Here is a 20,151-nt window from a genome sequence, read left to right as displayed (position 1 = left end):
TTGGGGCACCGTCCAAACGGGTATATTGGTTTTGAGTATGATTTGACGGGACATTTGAAAAAGGGAACGAATGTGCTGGCGGTCAGGGTTGATCATTCCAGACCATTGAGCGGCAGGTGGTATACGGGATCAGGCATATACCGGCATGTGTGGCTGAAGGTTCAGAACAGCCTTCACATTGAAAATAACGGGATTTATTTTACAACACCGGCAGTAGGTGCGGAGAAGGCTGAATACCAGGTTGAGGTGACTATTGACGGCAATGACAGGAGAGCTGTCGTACAGGTGGAACTCTTCGATCAAAAAGGACGTCCGGCATCAAAGGTATCAGGAGAGCTGGGAGATGACGGAACGGTAAAACTGGCAGGAAAACTGGATCACCCCATGCTCTGGAGCCCGGATCATCCCTATCTTTACACATTGCGGACTACCGTTATACGACAAGGGAGAGCCGTTGACAGCGATGACCAGAAGGTTGGATTCCGGAAGCCGGAGTTTCGGCCAGACAGTGGATTTTGGCTGAACGGAGAACGGCTGAAATTTAAAGGTGTATGTGGGGTCTGCTGATTTTCCAAAAGTACCAGGTTAAACTGTTTATAATCAACAAATTTGTGTTAGTAAGTTATCGGTTTGTGATGCTTAAAAATGCATGATTTTGGGTAAATTGGGGTCAAAAGCCTTGCAGTTATGATTAGATATACGCCACAAAACCAATTAAGTTTAGGGTTGTTCAGGCATCCCTTTGAACAAGAGTTGGACAAGGAAAACCGATGGGTAAAATTAGCATCGCTGATGCCCTGGGATTCGCTTGCATCGGTTTATTGCAGGAAGCTGGACCCGGATGCAGGTCGTAAAAGCGTTGACATAAGAACGGTGATCGCCTCCCTGGTTATCAAGCACAAACTGGGACTTGACGACAGGGGCACCATCCAGATGATACAGGAAAACATTTATCTCCAGTATTTTTGTGGTTTAAAATCTTTTACCACAACCCCGGTCTTCGACCCCAGCCTTTTTGTGGACATCCGCAAAAGGTTGGGAGGCGATGAATTTGATGCGTTCAATAAACTGGTTATAGAAAAGTCAGAACAGATCAAGCCGCACCAATCCCGCATCAAACAAAAAGAGAACCAGGAAAAGGGGGATCAGGGAGAAGAAGGCACGGTAAAGCCCAATAACCGGGGCACCTTAAAAGTCGATGCCACCGTTGCCGACCAGGAGATCACCTATCCCACTGACCTGAAACTTTTGAATGCTGCGCGCGGGAACCTGGAACGCATCACTGACCTGCTCTATCTTCCATCGTCAGATGGTACCAAACCAAGGGATTACCGGAGGATCGCGCGCAAACATTATCTTGCCGTTGCCAGGAAGAAACATAAAACCAACAAAGAGCGGCGGCGGGGCATCAAGGCCCAACTCCAGTATGTTGCACGTGACCTTAAAGCTGTTGACAGGCTTTTGTCCAAACCCGGGCGGGCAGGGCTGCTTGGAAGGCGGGACAAGAGATTGTTGTCCACGATCCGGAAAGTTTACGACCAGCAAAAAGCCATGTATGACAACAACACCCATCAATGCGATAACCGCATCGTGAACCTTTTTCAGCCCCATGTCCGTCCGATTGTCCGGGGAAAGGACAAAAACAAAACCGAATTCGGGGCGAAGATAAACATCAGTGAAGTAAACGGCTTTTGCCGGGTCGACCGGTTAAGCTGGGATGCCTACAATGAAAGCGGGGACGTAAAGATGCAGGTGGAGAACTTTAAACAAACCTACGGGTGCTATTAACCCAGGGTATTCCTTGGGGACCAGATTTTCCTGACAAGGGAAAATCGCAAATACCTCAAAGAAAAAGGGATAAAAATGTACGGCAAACCGTTGGGCAGGCCACCCAAACAAAGCCCGCAAACCCCTGCCCAAAGATACCGGGACAGAAAGGAAGCAGCAAAACGAAACCATGTTGAAGGGAAATTTGGACAAGGCAAACGGGGATATGGGCTCAATAATATTAACGTGAGTTTTGGGTTAAGCGACTAATGGTAAACAGTTCAGGAATAAATACTCCCGGAACCTTATATTCTTATTTTTAACCGATGGTTTATGGTCAAGGAACGAGTATGCAGCAAGGCCTGCCAGGACATTGACCATCGCATTTACCGGGCTTCTGTGTCTTGAATGCTCTATATCACAGATATGCTTTAGCAGATCGATGACCGATTCGATCACCCCCCGGCTTTGCAGCCACCTCTTGTCTTCGAAAAACATTAACTTATTTTTCATGTTCTTTTTGGTTTTTGTAATCAACAGGAGCCCTTGTCTTGCCAATGCTTCCCGGAGCTTTTCACTAATGTAGCCTTTGTCCCCGAAAAGCTTTCCGCACAGACCTTTACATAGCTTGACGCCCAATTCAAGGTTGTTGTCCGCCACATTTCCGGGGGTTATAATGAAGGAAACAATCTCCCCAAACTGGTTGATGGCCAAATGCAGTTTCAAGCCAAAAAACCAACCTGTCGAGGTCTTCCCCCTTTTGGCCAGCCCTTTAAAAACCTTGTGCGAATGTATCCGCAGGTTATGGCAAACCACCAGTTTGGCCGAATCAATGTAATAAGTTCCGGTAACTGCCCCCATCCTGCAGGCCAGCAAAAAACAAAAAAGGTATAGCAGCATCCTGGGTTTGAGTTGGACAAAACGGTTGTAGGAAGGCAAGCCTGGAAAATAGCCTTTCAGGTGTACCTCTACAAAGTACCTGTAATAATATTTGAAACATTTGCTCCCCTGTAAATGGTAAAACATTCCAACGGCCATCATCTCACTCATTGATAACCCGCAGGGGACTTTGGATTTTTTGTTTTGCAATACCACGGGTATTAATTTATGCTCTATTTCTTTCTCAAATTGTTGGCAGAAATCATCGGCACAACAAAAAATTTCAATTAATTTTAGTTCCAAATTTTCTGTCATGGGAGCTTTGTTTTATGTTTTGCACTTAAAAGCTCCCATTTTTTTAAATACAATCTCTATTGAACTATCATAAGTTATTAACTAATAGCTGTTTATATCCAAAACTCACGTTAATATTATGGCAAGGTTACCCGAAACGTCCGAATCGTGGATCAACGCGATACTTTTTGTAATGAACCTGACCAAATTATTGCAAGTGGCCGGGAAATGGCCAGGTTTTTTTGTGCTTTTGTTAAAAATGGCGAAAACCAACATCTTCAAATGGGTCAGGTCAAAATTATCCGGGCAAAGATGTTTCGCCTATCCCAACATCCAGTTCTCGTTATGAATAGAAAATCAGCAGACCCTAAATAGTGTCTTTAAGAAAACTACCCGTTTTTTTCGAAAGGTGTACATAATTATATGTAATCGGCTTGTTTTTTCGGTTACTACCACTAAATTTTTTAGCCTATTAATTGGTTGCCGTAATTTTCGCCACCGAAAATTGGGTTTTCGGTGTAATTTTTTAGTTTCCAGGCATAATTCTCCCTTTCATGTTTAATTTTCATGTTTTTTCCTTGAACCGATTTTACTAAGCAGCTTTCCTAATCTGCTTGGTGGGCGCTTCAAGCGCTTCACGCTCCAACTTCAGGATTTGTTTCCCAATTTTCTTGAGGTTGTAGGCGCACACGCCCAACCCGATGTACTTTTTAAAATGCGCATAACTCCGGTCGGGACAACGGTCGAGCCCCCGGTGTTCCAATTCGTTGATGTTTGATTCGATCGCGCTGTGCTTGTTTTTCAGTTTTTTAAATGACCTGCTGCGTTCTTCCTTTTTCTCTTTTTTGTTGCGCTTCCCAAGTTTGGGGATGATAACCTGGTCAACTTCCAACTGAAGGGTTTCCTTGTTTTCTTTTAACCAGTAGCCTTTGTCGAAGCTCCACGATGCGACTTTATGTTCTGTTAAAATCCTGTCGGCCATTTCGATAACAATGTCCCGGTCTTGTTGTTGTTCCATTATTTGGTAATCCACGATCAGCCCCCACTGGTCGGTGGTGATGTTCAGTTTTTTGCCCAGTTCAACACTGGGGTTCATCTTCCCTTTTGTAATCCACTCGGTGTAGGTTTCAAATACCGAAAACATCTTTTCTTCATGCGGAATGGTTTCGCCTTTTAATATACGCCTGTCGACCAGGTCAATATGCTTTTCAAGAAGTTCCATGTAGTGCTCCAACGTAATGATCAATACCAGATCGCCCATGTCCGTTAGCGGGAAACCGGACTTTTCTTCGTTTAGTTTTTTGAGCAATAACCTTGATTTATTGAGGTATTCTTCGGCCGCGGCAACTACTTTTTCTTTCTTGTTTTTGCCTCCTGAACGGTTGGCATGGCCCAAATTGCGCATCAACTTTTTCAACTCTGTACGCCAATTGCCGATCTTGCGCCAACCTCCAATATCCTTATGTTTGTTCATTATCCTTGAAACGGTGCCGATGCATTTTCGGGCACAGTCCCACAACAGGTTGTAGTCTGTGGGGAAATGAACATTGCTTTCAACAACAAAACTATCTGATTTTAAGCGCAATGCTGTATGTTCTTTTTTTTAAAACACCTCTCCATGCCCAAAATCCAGGATTACCTTGTTTAATTCCCAAACCATTTCATCGCTAAGCAGGGCGACATTGTCATAAATATTCTGGTATTCAAACTCGATACGTTCAAAACCAAAGCCCTTTTCTACGCCCATCAAACACCGCATATTGTGGTGGTTGTTTGCCTGATCGTGCAACACATCATAACTTAAATTCAAACACAAGCGAACCTGGGCCAAAACAAAAATACTCCATAGGTCCATTCCTGTCCTTCCCGTATTTTTCTTCCCGGAATTGATATGATCTTCCAAAATACTGAATATCTCTTCGTTGTATTTCTTGTTGCAATAGATCGCCTTCAACGCTGCTAAAAGTTGATCTAAAGCATTCTTGCTTTTGGGATTAATATAAGTAGCTTCGATTGGCAATTGCCCTAACCCCAATTGTTGTTCGAATCTTTTTCTCATGGTTCAATCTTTTTTTGTCAAGTGGTCAAAATATCCTATCCTCATGTAATAATACCCTGAATATCTGCACTATAATCAACTTATCAAAACAATTAACCCAAAAGATTCAAAAAAGATATCAATACTATATTGTTGATCTATAAATTATTGCAGGTTTTCTTAGAGACACTATGTAGGCTGGGCTTGTCACCCGAAGTGGTTGGCGCAACCATTCAAACTTCGTTCAGCGGGAATACCGACAGCAAGTTCCGCTCCGGCGACTATGAATACGACATCAACATCCGTCTCGATGCCTTTAACCGCCAATCGGTCAGCGATGTGGAAAACCTCACGTTTCTGAACAACTCCGGGCAAACCGTTAAACTGAAACAATTTGCCGGCATCAGCGAAGAAAGTGGCGCCTCAAAGCTGGAACGTTTCGGGCGCATTTCATCCATTACCCTCGAATCGCAGGTTATAGGAAGGGTCGCGGGCGACATCGGCAACGATTTTTTTGCCTTGCTCGGCAATACCAGGTTCCCGGAAGGTCTAACCTGGTTGCCCTACGGCGACCTGAAATACCAGGACGACGCTTTTGGCAGCCTCGGGGTAGCGCTTTTAATAGCCATTGTACTGGTCTACCTGATTATGGTGGCGCTGTACGAAAGTTACCTGCATCCCTTTGTGGTGCTGTTTTCCATTCCGCTTTCCATTATCGGGGCGCTGTATGCGCTGGCTTTGTCGCAGCAGTCGTTAAGCATTTTCAGTATGCTCGGGATCATTATCTTGGTGGGACTGGTCGCGAAAAATGCGATCCTGGTCGTCGATTTTACAAATTCGCTGAGAAAAGAGGGAAAGGGAATCACCGAAGCCCTGGTGACCGCTGTTCAACTCCGTTTACGCCCCATCCTGATGACCGCTGTATCAACAGTTGCGGGCATGTTGCCCATTGCCCTGTCACACGGCGCAGGCAGTGAGTGGAAAAGCGGCCTGGGCTGGGTTTTGATTGGCGGAATGACCAGTTCGATGCTCCTGACGCTTATTGTTGTGCCGGTAGTTTACCTGCTTGCCGAAGACGCCAAAACCTGGCTCGTTACACATCTTTTCAACACACACCCTAAAATAGCCTAACTGTAACAATTAAAAGAACAAACATGGAAAAAATCAGACACAACGCACACATCGTTTCCCGTATTCCGGATGAAATCGGAATTATGACCGTGCAGGATTTAAAGGTCTACACAACGATTTCCGAAAAGGAATTGTATATGGCGGTCGGCTGGCTGGCATGCGACCGGAGGATCTTTCTATTGGCTGATGAAAATGATGCCTGGAGAATTGTATTATTGAATTAACAGGCATATTCATCTATCATAAAAGCCTTTCATGGAGCGCTCTCTGTTAGTTATAACGAACAATTTGAAGACTAAATTAGGTTATTAACCGTCCCTTCCAGGGGACAAAATCAATTAACTTATGGCACAATCAAAAAAGAACATTGCCACCGAGGGCCTTAGCGAACGGGTAGGCAATTTTGTATTTCGTCGCCGCAGATCCGACGACAAGATCTTCGTATCCCGGATGCCGGTAAGCTCCGAAGAAGAGCCCAGCGAAGCCCGGAAAGCCGTTCAGCGCAAGTTTCAGCGCGCGATCATCTATGGCAAATCAGCCATTTCTGATCCGGCTACAAAAGCCCTCTATGCAGCAAAGGCCACCGGAGGCCGTTCAGCCTTTAATGTAGCCATCGCCGATTATTTTAATGCTCCTCAGATAGAAGCAGTTAAAATGGAAAACTACAGCGGCGCAACAGGCAGTCGTATCCTGATCACTGCAACCGACGATTTTGCTGTTTCTTCTGTCCATGTGAAAATCGAAAACGCGGACGGTTCCTTCGTTGAAGAGCGAACGATCAGCGAACAATCAGCCGGTTTATCGTCCAAACGGCAATGAAACAAATTTTATGGATTCACTTTCTCCAGCACGGCCTTCGCGGCAGCAACCGATTCAACCGGTTCGAAGCTTAAGCGGAGTTTATCCTGTTTCTCCTTCATCCGGCAGGTGTTCGGGTTATGCTGCACGTACTGCAATACCCGGGTAAAGGTTTCCGACTGGTAGTAAGCCGACTGCTGGTCGGAAATAAAATAGCAAAACATCTTTTTGTTTTTCAGGATGATGCGTTCCATGCCCAGTGCAATGGCCAACCAGCGTAAACGGACCACCTCGAGCAATTCGCGGCTCTGTTCGGGTAAGGGGCCAAAACGATCGAGCAGGCCTGCCTGGTAGCGTTGCAGGCTTTCTTCGTTTTCGATGCTGTCCAGTTCGCGGTACAATAACATCCGTTCCGAAATACTCTGGATATAGTTGTCGGGGAAAAGCAGTTCCATATCGGTATCAATCTGGCAATCGTGCGCAAAACTCCCTTTTAAAAAGGCTTTCCCGGCTTCTCCCTTTTCTTCCTCAAACAATTCACTGTATTCGTCGTGTTTCAGCTCCTGGATGGCTTCATTCAGGATCCGGTGGTACGTTTCGTAGCCGATATCGGCAATGAAACCGCTTTGTTCGGCGCCCAGCAGGTTACCTGCCCCGCGGATATCCAGGTCGCGCATGGCAATGTTGAAACCGCTCCCCAGGTCCGAAAATTCTTCGATGGCCTGTAAGCGGCGCCGGGCCTCGGGACTAACCAGCGACAAGGGCGGCGCCAGCAGGTAACAAAATGCCTTTTTGTTGGAACGCCCTACCCTGCCCCGCAACTGGTGCAAATCGCTCAGTCCAAAGTTCTCGGCATGGTTGATGATGATGGTATTGGCATTCGGAATATCCAGTCCCGACTCAATGATAGTCGTCGCGATCAGTACATCAAAATCGCCGTTAATAAAGCCCAGCATAATTTTTTCCAACTTCGGCCCTTCCATTTGCCCGTGGGCAACCACGGTTTTCACCCCGGGCACAATACGCTGGATCACTTGCTCCACGTCGTAAATGTTTTGCACCCGGTTATGAATAAAAAATACCTGCCCGTTACGGCCCACTTCGTGGAGAATGGCTTCGCGGATGATCTCTTCGTTAAAGCCGTGCAGTTCGGTAATAATCGGGTAACGGTTGGGCGGAGGCGTTTGAATGATCGACAAGTCGCGGGCGCCCATCAGCGAAAATTGCAGGGTGCGCGGGATCGGCGTTGCTGTCAGGGTAAGCGTATCGACATTTAACTTCAGCTGCTTCAGCTTTTCCTTTACCGAAACGCCAAACTTCTGCTCTTCGTCTACAATCAGCAGGCCCAGGTCTTTAAATTTCACATCTTTCCCAATCAGACGATGTGTGCCAATCAGAACATCAATATTCCCGGCAGCCGCTTCTTTTAAAATATTTTTCACATCGCCGGCCGGACGCAACCGGCTGACGTATTCAATTTTTGCCGGAAAATCGGCCAAACGGTCTTTGAAGGTTTTATAATGCTGAAGGGCCAGAATGGTGGTCGGTACGAGCACGGCCACCTGTTTGCTGTCGGCTACGGCTTTAAACGCGGCGCGAATGGCAATTTCGGTTTTGCCAAAACCCACGTCGCCACATACCAGGCGGTCCATCGGGATCTGGCGTTCCATATCTTCTTTTACGGCCTGGGTGGTTTTCATCTGGTCGGGCGTATCTTCAAAAATAAAAGAAGCTTCCAGCTCGGTCTGAAGGTAAGAATCGGGAGAAAACGCAAAGCCTTTTTCCTGCCGGCGCCGGGCATACAGGGCAATCAGGTCGCGGGCAATATCTTTCACCTTGCTCTTGGTGCGGTCTTTCAGCTTTTGCCAGGCGCCGCTTCCCAATTTATTGATGTGGGGTTCCAACCCTTCTTTTCCCTTATACTTCGAGATCCGGTGCAGCGAATGGATACTCACCAGCAACACATCATTGTCTTTATAGGTAAGCCGAATGGCTTCCTGTATTTTTCCGTTGACTTCGGTTTTTACCAGCCCTGCAAACCGGCCGATGCCATGGTCGATGTGTACCACGTAATCGCCCATATGAAGTTTATTCAGTTCCTTCAGGCTGATGCTTTCTTTCTGCTCTTTCCGGCTTTTAACCTGAAACCGGTGATAACGTTCAAAAATCTGGTGGTCGGTGTAACAGCACAGCTTCAGCTGATGGTCGATAAAGCCTTCGTTCAGGGCAAAAGACAGGGCGGTAAATGGCACATTCAGGCTTTTATCGTCAAAAATGGCCTGAAGCCGCTCCACCTGCTTTTCGTTGGCCGAAAGAATGAAGACCTGGTAGCCGGCAGCCAGATTATCTTTCAGGTTTTGGGCCAACAATTCGAAGTTTTTATTGAATGCCGGTTGTGGTGAAATATGGAACTGAAACGTATGCTCCGGTTTAAAATAAGCCGTATTGCCTGTTTCAAGGCAAGTGAACTGCCGGAGCGAGCTTAAAAACGCTTCGCCTGAAATCACCCGGTCCTTTGTTCCCTCATCCTGACCATCCAAACGAACGACTTGCTGATAAATTCCCTCCATCAGATCGGCAACCAGTTTTACATCGCGGGCCACGATGATACTTTCGGGAGTCAGAAAATTCAGGAAACTGTCCCGGCGTTCTTCATCCAAGCCGCTCTGGATGTTTGGAATGATCACAATTTTATCGAGCTTCTGACGTGAAATCTGCGTGTCGATATCAAAACTGCGGATGGAGTCAACTTCGTCGCCAAAAAAATCGAGTCGGTAAGGATCTTCATTTGCAAAGGAATAAATATCGACCAAACTGCCCCGAATCGCGTACTGACCGGGCTCAACGGCAAAATCGACGCGCTCAAATCCGTATTCGAACAACACATCGTTCAGAAAATCGATGGACAATTTGTCACCCATGCGTACCTGGAAACTATTGGAGGCCAGGGCTTCCCCGGTAATCACCTTTTCAACCAGGGCTTCGGGATAAGTGGAAATGCAGACCGGAATCTGCTCCTGCAAGCGGGTCAACACCTCGGTACGAAGGATGATGTTCTCCTGCTCATACTGCTCATACTGAACAGAGCGTTTATAGGAGCCGGGGAAAAAGAGGACTGTTGATTCGGTTTGCAGGTTATTCAGATCATCGTACAGGTAGGCGGCTTCTTCCCGGTCATTCATGATGAAAATAATGGGCTGTTTCAGCTTTTCAGCCATAACCGATGCCAGCAAACTTTGAGACGAGCCAATAAGTCCCTTCAGGTGAAATTTTTCACCCGGGGTTTTCATCTGACCTAAAATGCGCTGAATAGCTTCGCTTTTTTCGAACAAGCGCCGAAATTCTTTCAACTCCAACTTGTAAAATTTTGGATGCAAAGATACGGATTTGAATTTGCAGATCGGTAGCCTGCTGCCGGTAATTTCAATTTTTATGGTTCAAACAGACGTGCAAGCTGACTGACAGCATGTCAGTCAGGGAACAAACGGATCAAACAGCTTACTGACCTGGATGGCCACCCGCCGGACTGATTTCATCCAATCCCTTTTCAAAACGAACAAATGTGATTTTGGCATATAAGTTGTTATATGCAGATATCTTAATATTTAAATTTGAAATCATGCTTCACACCAATTTAAAACATGTTTTATCTGCAGAAGAACATAAAAAAGTCATTTCAGAAAATGAAAACGTCATGATTTGCTGTGGCCGCATGGGGCCGATGTGTATCCCGGTTTACGCGGCCATGACCCAATTGGAAAATCAATATGAACAGGTCGTATTTGCCGATATGGAATTTGACATTCCCGATGCAGCCGTCATACGGAATGCCCCGGAATGTCGTGGTTTTATGGGATTGCCTTTCGTGGTTTATTACAAGAACGGCCAGTTGGTCCATGCGACAAGCAGCATACAGAGCAAAGAACAAATTGCAACAATTCTGGATAAAAAATTACTAAAGGGGGAATAACTGCAGGGAAAATCTAAAGGTTTTTCTCCCAGAAAAACACAGGCTCCCCGCATTCGTCGTATCCCGCCTTTCGGTAGAGCTTTTGCGCTTTCAGGTTGTCGTGACGAACTTCAAGATTGACCCGGCAGTAGCCGTTCTGTTTGCCATATTCGGCAATTGCATCCAGCAATAACCGACCAAGGCCCTGTCCCCGAAAGGCGGGATCGACAATAAAGTCGTGAATGTTGATGAGCGGCCTGGCTTTAAAGGTCGAGAAATTTTTATTACAATTGGCCAACGCCGCGTATTGGCCATCAGCCAGCGCAAGAAAGCCCAGGTAACCGGCATGTTGCTTCAGCCCGTTTATCAACGGAGGAGCCAGTTCTTCCGGCATGGCTGCGCCATTCCCCATGTCATCCCGCATGTACAGATCAAGCAGGCGAATCAGTTGCCGGCAGTGTTCCTCTTCATTCAAATTAACCTGAATAAGTGAAAAGTTCATTGGAGAAAGAAATTAGTTAGACGTCGGTGCAAGATACGCTTCATTTGATGCTTCTAAAAGGAATAAAACGTTTTTGTTACCGGCTGCAGGAATACAGGGACAAATATCTTGTCGCTGTTTGGATTTGATTAATTCGGTATTTGTATTCGGAAGTCCGGTAAAAAATATATTTTCGCATAAATTATAATCTCTCGGATACGTGAAAAAAAACCTGGTAATTATCCCGACTTACAACGAGAAGGAAAATGTGGAGAAGATGATCAGACGAGTTTTCTCCTTAAAAACTCCGTTTGAGTTATTGATTATCGACGATCATTCGCCGGATGGGACAGCAGCGATTGTTAAGAAACTGCAACAGGAATTTCCCGGAACCCTGCACTTACTGGAGCGTAAAGGCAAACTGGGACTCGGAACCGCTTACATTACGGGTTTTCACTGGGCGCTTGATCACGGCGCTGATTTTATTTTCGAGATGGACTGTGATTTTTCGCATAACCCCGACGATCTGGAACTTTTATACGATGCCTGTGCCAACCAGGGGGCCGATCTGGCCATCGGGTCGCGGTACATTAAAGGCATTAACGTGATCAACTGGCCCTTGGGCCGCGTACTGATGTCGTACTTTGCCTCCGTTTACGTGCGTCTGGTAACGGGGATGAAAATCATGGATACAACGGCGGGCTTTAAATGTTACCGGAAAGAAGTATTGCAAACCATCAATTTGGAAGGCATCCGGCTAAAAGGTTACGGGTTTCAGGTTGAAATGAAATTTACGGCCTGGAAACACAAATTCAGGCTGGTTGAAGTTCCGATTATCTTTACCGAGCGGCAGGAAGGAAGCTCCAAAATGAACGGCGGAATTTTTAATGAGGCCCTCTGGGGAATCCTGAAGATGAAATTACGCAGCTGGTTTAAGCATTACAAACCGGTGAAAATTGAAAATCAGCTTTAAAGTTCATCGCTGATTTCCTGGTTGTAAATGAACAAATCAACGCGTTCAACGATTATTTAAGGCTGCATAAATGTAGCCTTTTTGTTTTTTGACACGTAACCGAAATAAAAATCGAAGCACAATCTTTATGAAAACGATCATCCGACAGGCCACCCTGATTAATGAAGGGAAAAAATTTACCGGAAGTGTATTGATTGAGGGAGAATTTATCCGGAAAATTTACCGGGATGAAATCCCCGAAGCAGAGCTGCAATCGGCAACCGTCATTGAAGCGGAGGGTAAATACCTGATCCCCGGAGCCATCGATGATCAGGTTCATTTTCGCGAACCGGGACTGACACATAAAGGAGATATTGCCACCGAATCGAAGGCGGCCCTCGCCGGAGGGGTCACTTCCTATATGGAAATGCCCAATACCATCCCGCAAACAACCACCCAGGACGAACTGGCCAAAAAATATGCCCGCGCTGCCGGGGTGTCGGCCGTGAACTATTCGTTTTACATGGGCGCCACCAACGACAACCTGAAGGAAGTGCTGGCAACCGATCCGACCACGGTGTGCGGGATTAAGGTGTTCATGGGGTCATCAACAGGCAATATGCTGGTCGACAACGAAAAAGCCTTATCCGAAATCTTCAGGCACGCCCCCACATTGGTAGCTACCCACTGTGAGGATGAAGAAATTATCAGGCGGAATACTGAAATCTACCGGCAGAAATACGGGGAGATCGTTCCCATTTCGCGTCATTCAAAAATCAGGAGCGCCGAGGCCTGCTTCAAATCGTCGTCGAAGGCGGTAGAACTGGCTTCAAAATTCGGAACTCGGCTGCATGTACTCCACTTGTCTTCGGCCGATGAAATGCAATTATTCGAAGCCGGCCCGGTAAAAGGGAAAAAGATTACAGCCGAGGTCTGTGTGCACCACCTCTGGTTTGAAGAAAAAGACTACATCGGCTACGGAACGCGCATCAAGTGGAACCCGTCCATCAAATCGGCCGAAGACCGGGCTGCCTTGTGGGCCGCCTTGCTGAATGATACCATTGATGTGATTGCCACCGACCATGCCCCTCATACCCTCGACGAGAAATCTCATCCGTACTTCAAAGCGCCCTCGGGAGGTCCGCTCGTACAACATTCGCTGACGGCCATGTTCGAATTTGTCCGCAAGGGAGTCATTTCAGCGGAAAAAGTGGTTGAGAAAATGTGTCATGCCCCGGCCGACCTGTTCCGGATTGACCGGCGCGGCTATATTCGCGAAGGCTGGTATGCCGACCTGGTGCTGATCGACCCGGAAAAATCATGGACCGTCGTTCCTGAAAATGTCATCTACAAATGCGGCTGGTCGCCCTTCGAGGGGACTGAATTCAGTCACCAGGTGGAAAAAACTTTTATAAACGGTCGGCTGGCCTACGATCGCGGAACCATTACCCCGGGAATTACCGGTAAGCGGTTAATGTTTAACCTGGGACAATAAAGACGGTAACATAGCGATATCACACAAAAAAAGGCCGACCCGGCCGTGCTCGGAATCATCATCTGAAGCACAACCGGGTCAGTCTTTATTGTTTCGGCGACAGCAGAAACTTAATCCACCACCACCACCAGGTATTTGGAAGCGCTCCAGAATTCGCGCGGATTTTCAATCACCAGGCTCTCAACCGGTTTTTCACCGTTAAAATAATACGATCCGGCCGTGTGCGTGGTAATCAGCTCGGCTTTTTTGACATTCAGATCGAGTTGAAAAAATTCGCGGATATCTACCTCGGTAAAGTAATCCCTGTTGAAGTTCTCTTTCATCTTCAACGATCGCCCGATTCCAAGAAAACCGCCCCGTTTCTCAATAACGCCGTTTTCTTTCAGTTCCTTTTCCGTTCCAAAAACATAAAAAGCCGTATTGATGGCGATGGTCTGCTCGCTTATTGTTCTCGTTTTATCGCTGATCATCTGGTCTTTATGCAGGCTTTCTTCCGTCATCAGATCAATTCGCTGGTTCAGTCCCGAAATATCGATTTGCATTTTTTGCAGTTCGGCATTCAAGGCGGCAATTTCAACATTCTTCTGCTCTACCTGCCGGTTTAAAATGGTTATGGCTTTTTGCAGTTCAGCCACTTTCGCGTTCGATGCACCCAGTTTCTTTTCGAGTTGGGCAACCAGTTCCTTGTTCCTGGCCAACAAGTCGTGAATGGTTTGGATATCGCTCATAATCTGCTCCTTCGAATTCATTCTCATCTCGTTGGAGCCACTGGCTTCAATCCTGACGATATCTTCCATCCGTTTAATCGAATCCAGGTTTTCCTGAATTTCATTCATCGCCGCCACAAAATTAATGATGGCCGAGTCTTTTTCAATCGCTGCCCGGGCCAGGCTATCCTGAACAACCTGCATGCGGTCGATCTTTTTCTGTTGGCAGGAGGCCAGAACAGCAATCAGCATCAAAATCACAATTTTCTTCATAGTCTTTTAAATTTTAAATCCGGTCAAATTTAAACAGCTTTTTGACAAGCTGTTCCGTGCAGCGCTAACTTTTTGTATTCTTTGCTCTTATTCCGGCATATTTCCGGCGACAACAGATCAAAACACTGGTTCTCAAGCCAAAATTGTTGTAACTTGAATCATATGCCAAAAATCAGAAACCATGGGAAAAACAGTTTACGAAGATGCTTTGTGGTATCATCAAAAAGGAAGGCCGGGAAAGATTGAAGTGATCCCGACCAAACCACACCTGACCCAGTACGATCTCTCGTTGGCCTATACCCCCGGAGTGGCGCAACCTTGTCGCGAAATTCAACAAAACCCGGAAGACAGCTACAAATACACCTCAAAAGGCAACCTGGTGGCCGTAATCTCAAACGGCACAGCGGTTTTAGGTTTGGGAGATATCGGTCCCGCGGCCGGGAAGCCGGTCATGGAAGGGAAAGGGATGTTGTTTAAAATATTTGCCGACATCGACGTATTTGACATCGAAGTCGATGAAAAAGATCCGGACAGGCTCATCGACGTGATCAAAGCTATTTCTCCGACTTTTGGCGGCATTAACCTGGAAGACATTAAAGCGCCAGAATGCTTCTACATTGAGCAACAATTGGTAAAAACGCTCGACATCCCCGTGTTTCACGACGACCAGCACGGCACCGCCATTATTTCCGGGGCCGGTTTGTTAAACGCACTCGAACTGGTTGGCAAACCCATTAACCGGATAAAAGTAGTCATCAACGGGGCGGGTGCAGCATCGGTATCCTGCGCAAGACTCTACCTCCGGCTTGGGGTCAGAAAAGAAAACATTGTCATGTTCGACAGTAAAGGCGTATTGTCGGAGAAAAGAACCGACCTGAACCCGGTGAAACAGGAATTTGTGTGCAAACAACATTATGATTCTCTGGCCGAAGCCATGGTTGGGTCCGATGTTTTCCTGGGCCTTTCGGTCGGAAATGTCGTTTCGAAAGAAATGATCCGCAGTATGGCGAAAGATCCCATCGTGTTTGCCATGGCCAACCCCACTCCCGAAATTTCGTACGAAGATGCCACAAGTGTTCGTGACGACATCATCATGGCCACCGGAAGGAGTGATTACCCCAACCAGATTAACAACGTGCTGGGCTTTCCGTTTATTTTTCGCGGAGCGCTCGACGTCAGAGCCCGGGTGATTAACGAGGAAATGAAGATTGCAGCGGTTAAGGCGCTGGCAAACCTGGCCAAAGAATATGTGCCCGAGCTGGTCACCAAGGCATACAACATGGAAAATATCGTTTACGGGAAGGATTATATTATCCCCAAACCACTTGACCCACGCCTGATCACCACCGTTTCTCCGGCAGTAGCCAAAGCGGCCATGGATTCCGGGGTGGCGCGGAAACCAATTGATGACTGGGAAGCATACGAACAGGAACTTGGCACCCGCCTTGGCCTGGAGAATAAACTGATTATGACTATTTGTAACAAAGCCCGGCAAAATCCGAAGAAAGTGGTCTTTGCCGATGCCAACAACCTGAAAATTCTGAAAGCAGCCCGCTTTGTAGCCGACCAGGGCATTGCCCACCCGATTCTTATGGGAAACCGAACAGAAATTGAACAGATCCTCAACAAAAACAAGCTCGAAATGACGGATATTCCCATTGTCGATATTCACCGGGAGGTCAGCGAAGCCAAACGGCAGCGTTTTGCACAAATTCTCTTTGCAAAAAGAAAGCGCAAGGGCATGAGTTTCGAAGAAGCCCTGGACAAGATGTACAATCACGACTATTTTGGATGTATGATGGTGGAAACCGGTGAAGCCGATGCCTTTATCTCCGGATTTTCGCGCAAATATGCCGATGCCATCCGTCCGGCCATCCACGTGATCGGCCCCCGGGAAGAGTTTCCCCACATTGCCGGCATGTACCTGATGCTTACCCGGAAAGGCCCCCTGTTCCTGGCCGACACCACCGTCAACTCAGATCCGGACGCACAAACCATTGCCGATACCACCGTGCTGGTCGCCAATGAAGTCAAACGGTTTAAAATTGAGCCGCGCATTGCCATCCTGAGCTACTCGAACTTTGGCTCATTTAAAGGAAAAGGCAGCCCGGTAAGAGCCGGAGAAGCGGTAAAAATCCTGCACCAAAACCATCCCCATCTCATGGTGGATGGCGAGATGCAAGCCAATTACGCACTGAACGGCGCACTGAGATATCAGAAATTTCCTTTCACCAAACTGAAAGATATGGACGCCAACGTGCTGATCTTTCCCAACCTGAGTTCAGGAAATATCCTGTACAAAGTATTACAGGAGTTGGGAGCCGCCAAAGCCATCGGCCCGATCCTGCTGGGCATGAAAAAGCCCATTCATGTCCTGCAGATGGAAAGCTCAGTACGCGAAATAATCAACCTGACAGCCATCGCGGTGGTCGATGCCCAGGAAGCTGAAAAAAGTAAGATTCCCTGAACTTGCCAGGGCGCTAAAAACAGCCATTCAGGTCTTCCCTCGCTGCGAAAAAAGGGAATCGAAAGACGGAATTCACCTGGCCGGCGAGGTAAATTTTAACCCGATGTTGAGAAGCAAAAGCTCTTCCCCATCTGGATCGCCTGTGAGTGAATTCATGTATCCAACTCCACAACCAAGTTTTGTTGTCCATTTTGCCGGGTCAACCGGTTTTAAACCGCATTCGATCCCTAATACAAACGAATGCCGGGGATCATCAAAACTGTCCGAGTCCGGGAAAAAGCCGTCGCCTAACAGTTCATACCGGTACATAAACGTTGGCGTAAAGCGGTCGGTGACAGGCAAACTGAAATACAAAGGCAGCGAGGTAAAATGGATTTCAGCATCGCTGTCGTAAGCATATCCTTTCAGCAAACCGGTGGAAAAGGTTAATTTTTTATTTAAATTTTCCTTGTTGGCCAGTTGCCATTTCACATCACCCCAGAATGAGTTAAAATCGCCGCCATTATCCTTGGTCACATCGAAGGTATGCTCAATACCTGCATCCAGGTTGTTCACGATCCCAACCCGGCCGTTCATACTGATCAGTTGCACGGGGTCTTCCCAGAAGTCGGCATAGCTTCGCCCCTGGATGTATCCTGCGCTCAACTCGCCTTGTCCGGGATCCAGCGTCCTGGCCACTTGCAGGGTGGAAGCAATGCAACTAAAGAAAAACAGACCCGCACCGATTATAAAGATCAGGTCTGCCCGTTGTAATCGGGTAAAATTTTTCATCCCTCTAAATTTTCGGTTTTTAAGTTTTTAATGCTACGTAGTCGCTGAAAAACAGCGTAAAACACAAACAGGATGTTCGTCAGCACGACGATCATCAGGCTGATGGTCAGCAGGCGCCAGCTTCCAAACCCCAAAAGCGCCATTCCGCTCATAAGCGCCAGGCAAACCACGCCAAGTACCGAAACCGAAGTAAAAGACTTAACGGGTTGATAACGAGACAGGTAGTTCCGCGTGTAGAAAAGTGCCAACACCCCGGCAGCAGCGCCGGCAACCAGCCCGCTGATCAAGCGACTGCTGAGCGTTGGTGTAAGCAACGACAAACGCCCCAGTAACCATTCCAAGGCCATAAGCAAAACCGCTGCCACGCAAATTATTTGAGGGGCAAGGCCGGAAAAACGGACACGTTTTAACTTTTCGAATGAGAAATAAATCAGGCTGACCACAAAACCGATATGCAGGCCCGAGCAACGCGGACACAACAGAACCGGCTGTCCATTTACCTGCATGAGGATTAAGGGATCCTGGTGACAAAACAGGCCAAAAAGCCTGGATGAAACAAGCTCAAGGATAAAGTCCTCATCCATCACCACCGCTTACGAGACAGTAAGTGGTGAAAGTTACATAAGGAGCTGTTTTTCAGGACTAGTGTCAAGTTTAAACGAATGATCTGAATCAGAACAAGAGATTCACCCTGTTGTGAAAATTAAACTTCTGCCTGTTTACTGTTGACTCGGCACTACTTAATCAAATCGAATCCGCAGAACGGAACCAATACTTCGGGCACACGGATGCCTTCGGGAGTTTGGTTATTTTCGAGCAGGGCAGCCACAATACGCGGCAGGGCCAGAGCGCTGCCGTTCAGGGTGTGGGCGATGACCGGTTTTTTGGTTTGCTCGTCGCGGTAACGTAGTTTCAGTCGGTTGGCCTGAAACGATTCGAAATTGGACACCGAACTCACCTCGAGCCATTTCTCCTGAGCTGCCGAAAACACTTCAAAATCGTAAGTAAGGGCCGAAGTGAAACTCATATCGCCGCCGCACAAGCGCAGAATGCGGTAAGGCAATCCCAGTTTTTGGACCAGGCTTTCCACGTGGGCCACCATCTCGTCCAACACCTGGTAGCTGTTGTCGGGATGGGCAATTTGCACAACCTCTACTTTATCAAATTGGTGCAGGCGGTTCAGTCCGCGTACATCTTTTCCGTACGAGCCGGCTTCGCGCCTAAAACAAGCGCTGTAAGCTGTATTTTTTATCGGAAGGTCCCGGGCTTCCACAATCACATCGCGGTACAGGTTGGTTACCGGCACCTCGGCGGTGGGTATCAGGTACAGATTATCTTCGGTTACATGGTACATCTGCCCTTCTTTATCTGGCAGTTGCCCGGTGCCAAAGCCGCTGTCCTCGTTGACCATCAGCGGCGGTTGAATTTCGAGGTAGCCCGCTTTTTCCGCTTCATTTAAAAAGAAGTTGATCAGCGCGCGCTGTAGGCGGGCGCCTTTTCCTTTGTAAACCGGGAACCCGGCGCCAGTTAGTTTCACGCCGAGTTCAAAATCAATCAGATTGTATTTCGAGGCCAGCTCCCAGTGAGGTAATTTACCGGCGCCGAGGGCAGGCAGTTCGCCGCCTGACTTCACAACCACATTATCTTCGGGCGTTCTCCCTGCGGGTACCAGGTCGGAAGGCAGGTTAGGCAGTTGCACCTGTAATTCAAATACCTGTTCGTCAATCTTCGAAAAATCCTCATCCAGTTGTTTGATGGTTTCTTTCAGCTCGGTGGTACGCTCTTTGGCGGCGTTGGCCTCATCCTGTTTTCCTTCGCGAAACAATTGCCCGATTTCTTTCGACAACTTGTTCATCTCGGCTTTCACCTGGTCGGCTTTTGCCTGAGTTTCGTTCTTCTTTTTATACAGATCGATGATTTGACCGACAATACCGGCTGCATCGAAATTTTTCTTTTTCAGCTTTTCAACAACCAATTCGGGGTTTTCCTGAATAAAACGTAGATTGAGCATTTTGAACAGATTTTTAAGGTCACTGACCCGATTTTAATATTTCCGACATTGTATTAAACAACAACCCGGACCAATTTACCCATCAGATCCGCTGTTGTTTGTTTCTGCCGGGCAAAGTTATAAAATAAAAAATCTCCT

Annotated in this window: 20 protein-coding genes; 11 read left to right on the top strand and 9 right to left on the bottom strand. The window is 47.2% G+C overall.

Annotated features, from left to right (window positions below; translation table 11 throughout):
• The 3 genes from AC6H3C_RS01490 to AC6H3C_RS01480 all read left to right on the top strand — a co-directional run bounded on the left by AC6H3C_RS01490 (position 1) and on the right by AC6H3C_RS01480 (position 2,037).
• Positions 1 to 567 (top strand): hypothetical protein, encoded by a 567-nt coding sequence (locus AC6H3C_RS01490; protein WP_497518788.1) that lies wholly within the window; start codon positions 1 to 3, stop codon positions 565 to 567.
• Between the two features lie 120 nt (positions 568 to 687).
• The gene (locus AC6H3C_RS01485) at positions 688 to 1,788 is read left to right on the top strand and encodes an IS5 family transposase (RefSeq protein ID WP_497518787.1); all 1,101 of its coding nucleotides are present in this window, start codon (positions 688 to 690) and stop codon (positions 1,786 to 1,788) included.
• A gap of 24 nt (positions 1,789 to 1,812) precedes the next feature.
• The gene (locus AC6H3C_RS01480; protein ID WP_497521240.1) at positions 1,813 to 2,037 is read left to right on the top strand and encodes a transposase; all 225 of its coding nucleotides are present in this window, start codon (positions 1,813 to 1,815) and stop codon (positions 2,035 to 2,037) included.
• Here AC6H3C_RS01480 and AC6H3C_RS01475 read toward each other — a convergent pair.
• On the bottom strand, positions 2,026 to 2,961 hold the full coding sequence (locus AC6H3C_RS01475; RefSeq protein ID WP_497518786.1) for an IS982 family transposase: 936 nt from the start codon (positions 2,959 to 2,961) through the stop codon (positions 2,026 to 2,028). The two genes, AC6H3C_RS01480 and AC6H3C_RS01475, sit on opposite strands and share 12 nt — an antisense overlap.
• Before the next feature lie 147 nt (positions 2,962 to 3,108).
• Between AC6H3C_RS01475 and AC6H3C_RS01470 the strand changes: the two genes are divergently transcribed.
• Complete coding sequence (locus tag AC6H3C_RS01470) at positions 3,109 to 3,315, top strand: hypothetical protein (protein ID WP_497518784.1); 207 nt, start codon at positions 3,109 to 3,111, stop codon at positions 3,313 to 3,315.
• 217 nt (positions 3,316 to 3,532) lie between these two features.
• Here the strand turns inward: AC6H3C_RS01470 and AC6H3C_RS01465 are convergent, their stop codons facing one another.
• A complete protein-coding gene (locus AC6H3C_RS01465) occupies positions 3,533 to 4,525 on the bottom strand; it encodes a transposase (RefSeq protein ID WP_497518783.1) in 993 nt (330 codons plus the stop codon).
• 18 nt (positions 4,526 to 4,543) lie between these two features.
• Positions 4,544 to 4,999, bottom strand: a complete 456-nt coding sequence (locus AC6H3C_RS01460; RefSeq protein WP_497518782.1) for a hypothetical protein — start codon at positions 4,997 to 4,999, stop codon at positions 4,544 to 4,546.
• Between the two features lie 132 nt (positions 5,000 to 5,131).
• Between AC6H3C_RS01460 and AC6H3C_RS01455 the strand changes: the two genes are divergently transcribed.
• From AC6H3C_RS01455 to AC6H3C_RS01445, 3 genes are all read left to right on the top strand, one after another.
• Positions 5,132 to 6,109: an efflux RND transporter permease subunit gene (locus AC6H3C_RS01455; protein ID WP_497518781.1), complete on the top strand. Its 978-nt coding sequence runs from the start codon at positions 5,132 to 5,134 to the stop codon at positions 6,107 to 6,109.
• Positions 6,110 to 6,132: 23 nt separating this feature from the next.
• A complete protein-coding gene (locus tag AC6H3C_RS01450; RefSeq protein ID WP_497518780.1) occupies positions 6,133 to 6,333 on the top strand; it encodes a winged helix-turn-helix domain-containing protein in 201 nt (66 codons plus the stop codon).
• A 121-nt stretch (positions 6,334 to 6,454) separates the two neighbouring features.
• On the top strand, positions 6,455 to 6,928 hold the full coding sequence (locus AC6H3C_RS01445) for a hypothetical protein (RefSeq protein WP_497518778.1): 474 nt from the start codon (positions 6,455 to 6,457) through the stop codon (positions 6,926 to 6,928).
• A gap of 8 nt (positions 6,929 to 6,936) precedes the next feature.
• Here AC6H3C_RS01445 and mfd read toward each other — a convergent pair whose 3' ends face one another.
• Positions 6,937 to 10,284, bottom strand: a complete 3,348-nt coding sequence (gene mfd, locus AC6H3C_RS01440) for a transcription-repair coupling factor (protein WP_497518777.1) — start codon at positions 10,282 to 10,284, stop codon at positions 6,937 to 6,939.
• 242 nt (positions 10,285 to 10,526) lie between these two features.
• On the opposite strand from mfd, the gene AC6H3C_RS01435 reads away from it, so the two are divergent.
• Positions 10,527 to 10,877, top strand: a complete 351-nt coding sequence (locus AC6H3C_RS01435; RefSeq protein WP_497518776.1) for a thioredoxin family protein — start codon at positions 10,527 to 10,529, stop codon at positions 10,875 to 10,877.
• Positions 10,878 to 10,890: 13 nt separating this feature from the next.
• Here the strand turns inward: AC6H3C_RS01435 and AC6H3C_RS01430 are convergent, their stop codons facing one another.
• Positions 10,891 to 11,358 (bottom strand): GNAT family N-acetyltransferase, encoded by a 468-nt coding sequence (locus AC6H3C_RS01430; RefSeq protein ID WP_497518775.1) that lies wholly within the window; start codon positions 11,356 to 11,358, stop codon positions 10,891 to 10,893.
• Between the two features lie 199 nt (positions 11,359 to 11,557).
• Between AC6H3C_RS01430 and AC6H3C_RS01425 the strand changes: the two genes are divergently transcribed.
• Together AC6H3C_RS01425 and AC6H3C_RS01420 are read left to right on the top strand one after the other, a co-directional pair.
• Positions 11,558 to 12,310 (top strand): polyprenol monophosphomannose synthase, encoded by a 753-nt coding sequence (locus tag AC6H3C_RS01425; RefSeq protein WP_497518773.1) that lies wholly within the window; start codon positions 11,558 to 11,560, stop codon positions 12,308 to 12,310.
• A 127-nt stretch (positions 12,311 to 12,437) separates the two neighbouring features.
• Complete coding sequence (locus tag AC6H3C_RS01420; RefSeq protein ID WP_497518771.1) at positions 12,438 to 13,784, top strand: dihydroorotase; 1,347 nt, start codon at positions 12,438 to 12,440, stop codon at positions 13,782 to 13,784.
• Between the two features lie 110 nt (positions 13,785 to 13,894).
• Here AC6H3C_RS01420 and AC6H3C_RS01415 read toward each other — a convergent pair whose 3' ends face one another.
• On the bottom strand, positions 13,895 to 14,764 hold the full coding sequence (locus AC6H3C_RS01415; protein WP_497518770.1) for a coiled-coil domain-containing protein: 870 nt from the start codon (positions 14,762 to 14,764) through the stop codon (positions 13,895 to 13,897).
• A gap of 181 nt (positions 14,765 to 14,945) precedes the next feature.
• On the opposite strand from AC6H3C_RS01415, the gene AC6H3C_RS01410 reads away from it, so the two are divergent.
• The gene (locus AC6H3C_RS01410) at positions 14,946 to 17,231 is read left to right on the top strand and encodes an NADP-dependent malic enzyme (RefSeq protein WP_497518769.1); all 2,286 of its coding nucleotides are present in this window, start codon (positions 14,946 to 14,948) and stop codon (positions 17,229 to 17,231) included.
• A 72-nt stretch (positions 17,232 to 17,303) separates the two neighbouring features.
• Here the strand turns inward: AC6H3C_RS01410 and AC6H3C_RS01405 are convergent, their stop codons facing one another.
• From AC6H3C_RS01405 to serS, 3 genes are all read right to left on the bottom strand, one after another.
• Positions 17,304 to 18,002, bottom strand: coding sequence for a hypothetical protein (locus AC6H3C_RS01405; RefSeq protein WP_497518768.1), 699 nt, complete (start codon positions 18,000 to 18,002; stop codon positions 17,304 to 17,306).
• Positions 17,999 to 18,586, bottom strand: coding sequence for a DUF2085 domain-containing protein (locus AC6H3C_RS01400; protein WP_497518767.1), 588 nt, complete (start codon positions 18,584 to 18,586; stop codon positions 17,999 to 18,001). Before AC6H3C_RS01400 ends, AC6H3C_RS01405 begins: the two co-directional genes overlap by 4 nt.
• Before the next feature lie 152 nt (positions 18,587 to 18,738).
• Positions 18,739 to 20,013: a serine--tRNA ligase gene (gene serS / locus AC6H3C_RS01395; protein ID WP_497518766.1), complete on the bottom strand. Its 1,275-nt coding sequence runs from the start codon at positions 20,011 to 20,013 to the stop codon at positions 18,739 to 18,741.
• Positions 20,014 to 20,151: the final 138 nt, after the last annotated feature.

This window comes from Gaoshiqia sp. US2, from assembly GCF_059705485.1.
The sequence above is the reverse complement of the archived record's forward strand: the minus strand, read 5'-3'. Positions and strand labels throughout refer to the sequence as shown.

What these genes read in the sequence shown, in the direction of transcription:
- AC6H3C_RS01485 (WP_497518787.1), top strand. Translation starts at nt 688, where the DNA reads ATGATTAGATATACGCCACAAAACCAATTAAGTTTAGGGTTGTTCAGG.
- AC6H3C_RS01475 (WP_497518786.1), bottom strand. Translation starts at nt 2,961, where the DNA reads ATGACAGAAAATTTGGAACTAAAATTAATTGAAATTTTTTGTTGTGCC.
- AC6H3C_RS01460 (WP_497518782.1), bottom strand. Translation starts at nt 4,999, where the DNA reads ATGAGAAAAAGATTCGAACAACAATTGGGGTTAGGGCAATTGCCAATC.
- AC6H3C_RS01450 (WP_497518780.1), top strand. Translation starts at nt 6,133, where the DNA reads ATGGAAAAAATCAGACACAACGCACACATCGTTTCCCGTATTCCGGAT.
- AC6H3C_RS01445 (WP_497518778.1), top strand. Translation starts at nt 6,455, where the DNA reads ATGGCACAATCAAAAAAGAACATTGCCACCGAGGGCCTTAGCGAACGG.
- AC6H3C_RS01435 (WP_497518776.1), top strand. Translation starts at nt 10,527, where the DNA reads ATGCTTCACACCAATTTAAAACATGTTTTATCTGCAGAAGAACATAAA.
- AC6H3C_RS01430 (WP_497518775.1), bottom strand. Translation starts at nt 11,358, where the DNA reads ATGAACTTTTCACTTATTCAGGTTAATTTGAATGAAGAGGAACACTGC.
- AC6H3C_RS01420 (WP_497518771.1), top strand. Translation starts at nt 12,438, where the DNA reads ATGAAAACGATCATCCGACAGGCCACCCTGATTAATGAAGGGAAAAAA.
- AC6H3C_RS01415 (WP_497518770.1), bottom strand. Translation starts at nt 14,764, where the DNA reads ATGAAGAAAATTGTGATTTTGATGCTGATTGCTGTTCTGGCCTCCTGC.
- AC6H3C_RS01410 (WP_497518769.1), top strand. Translation starts at nt 14,946, where the DNA reads ATGGGAAAAACAGTTTACGAAGATGCTTTGTGGTATCATCAAAAAGGA.
- AC6H3C_RS01405 (WP_497518768.1), bottom strand. Translation starts at nt 18,002, where the DNA reads ATGAAAAATTTTACCCGATTACAACGGGCAGACCTGATCTTTATAATC.
- AC6H3C_RS01400 (WP_497518767.1), bottom strand. Translation starts at nt 18,586, where the DNA reads ATGGATGAGGACTTTATCCTTGAGCTTGTTTCATCCAGGCTTTTTGGC.
- serS (WP_497518766.1), bottom strand. Translation starts at nt 20,013, where the DNA reads ATGCTCAATCTACGTTTTATTCAGGAAAACCCCGAATTGGTTGTTGAA.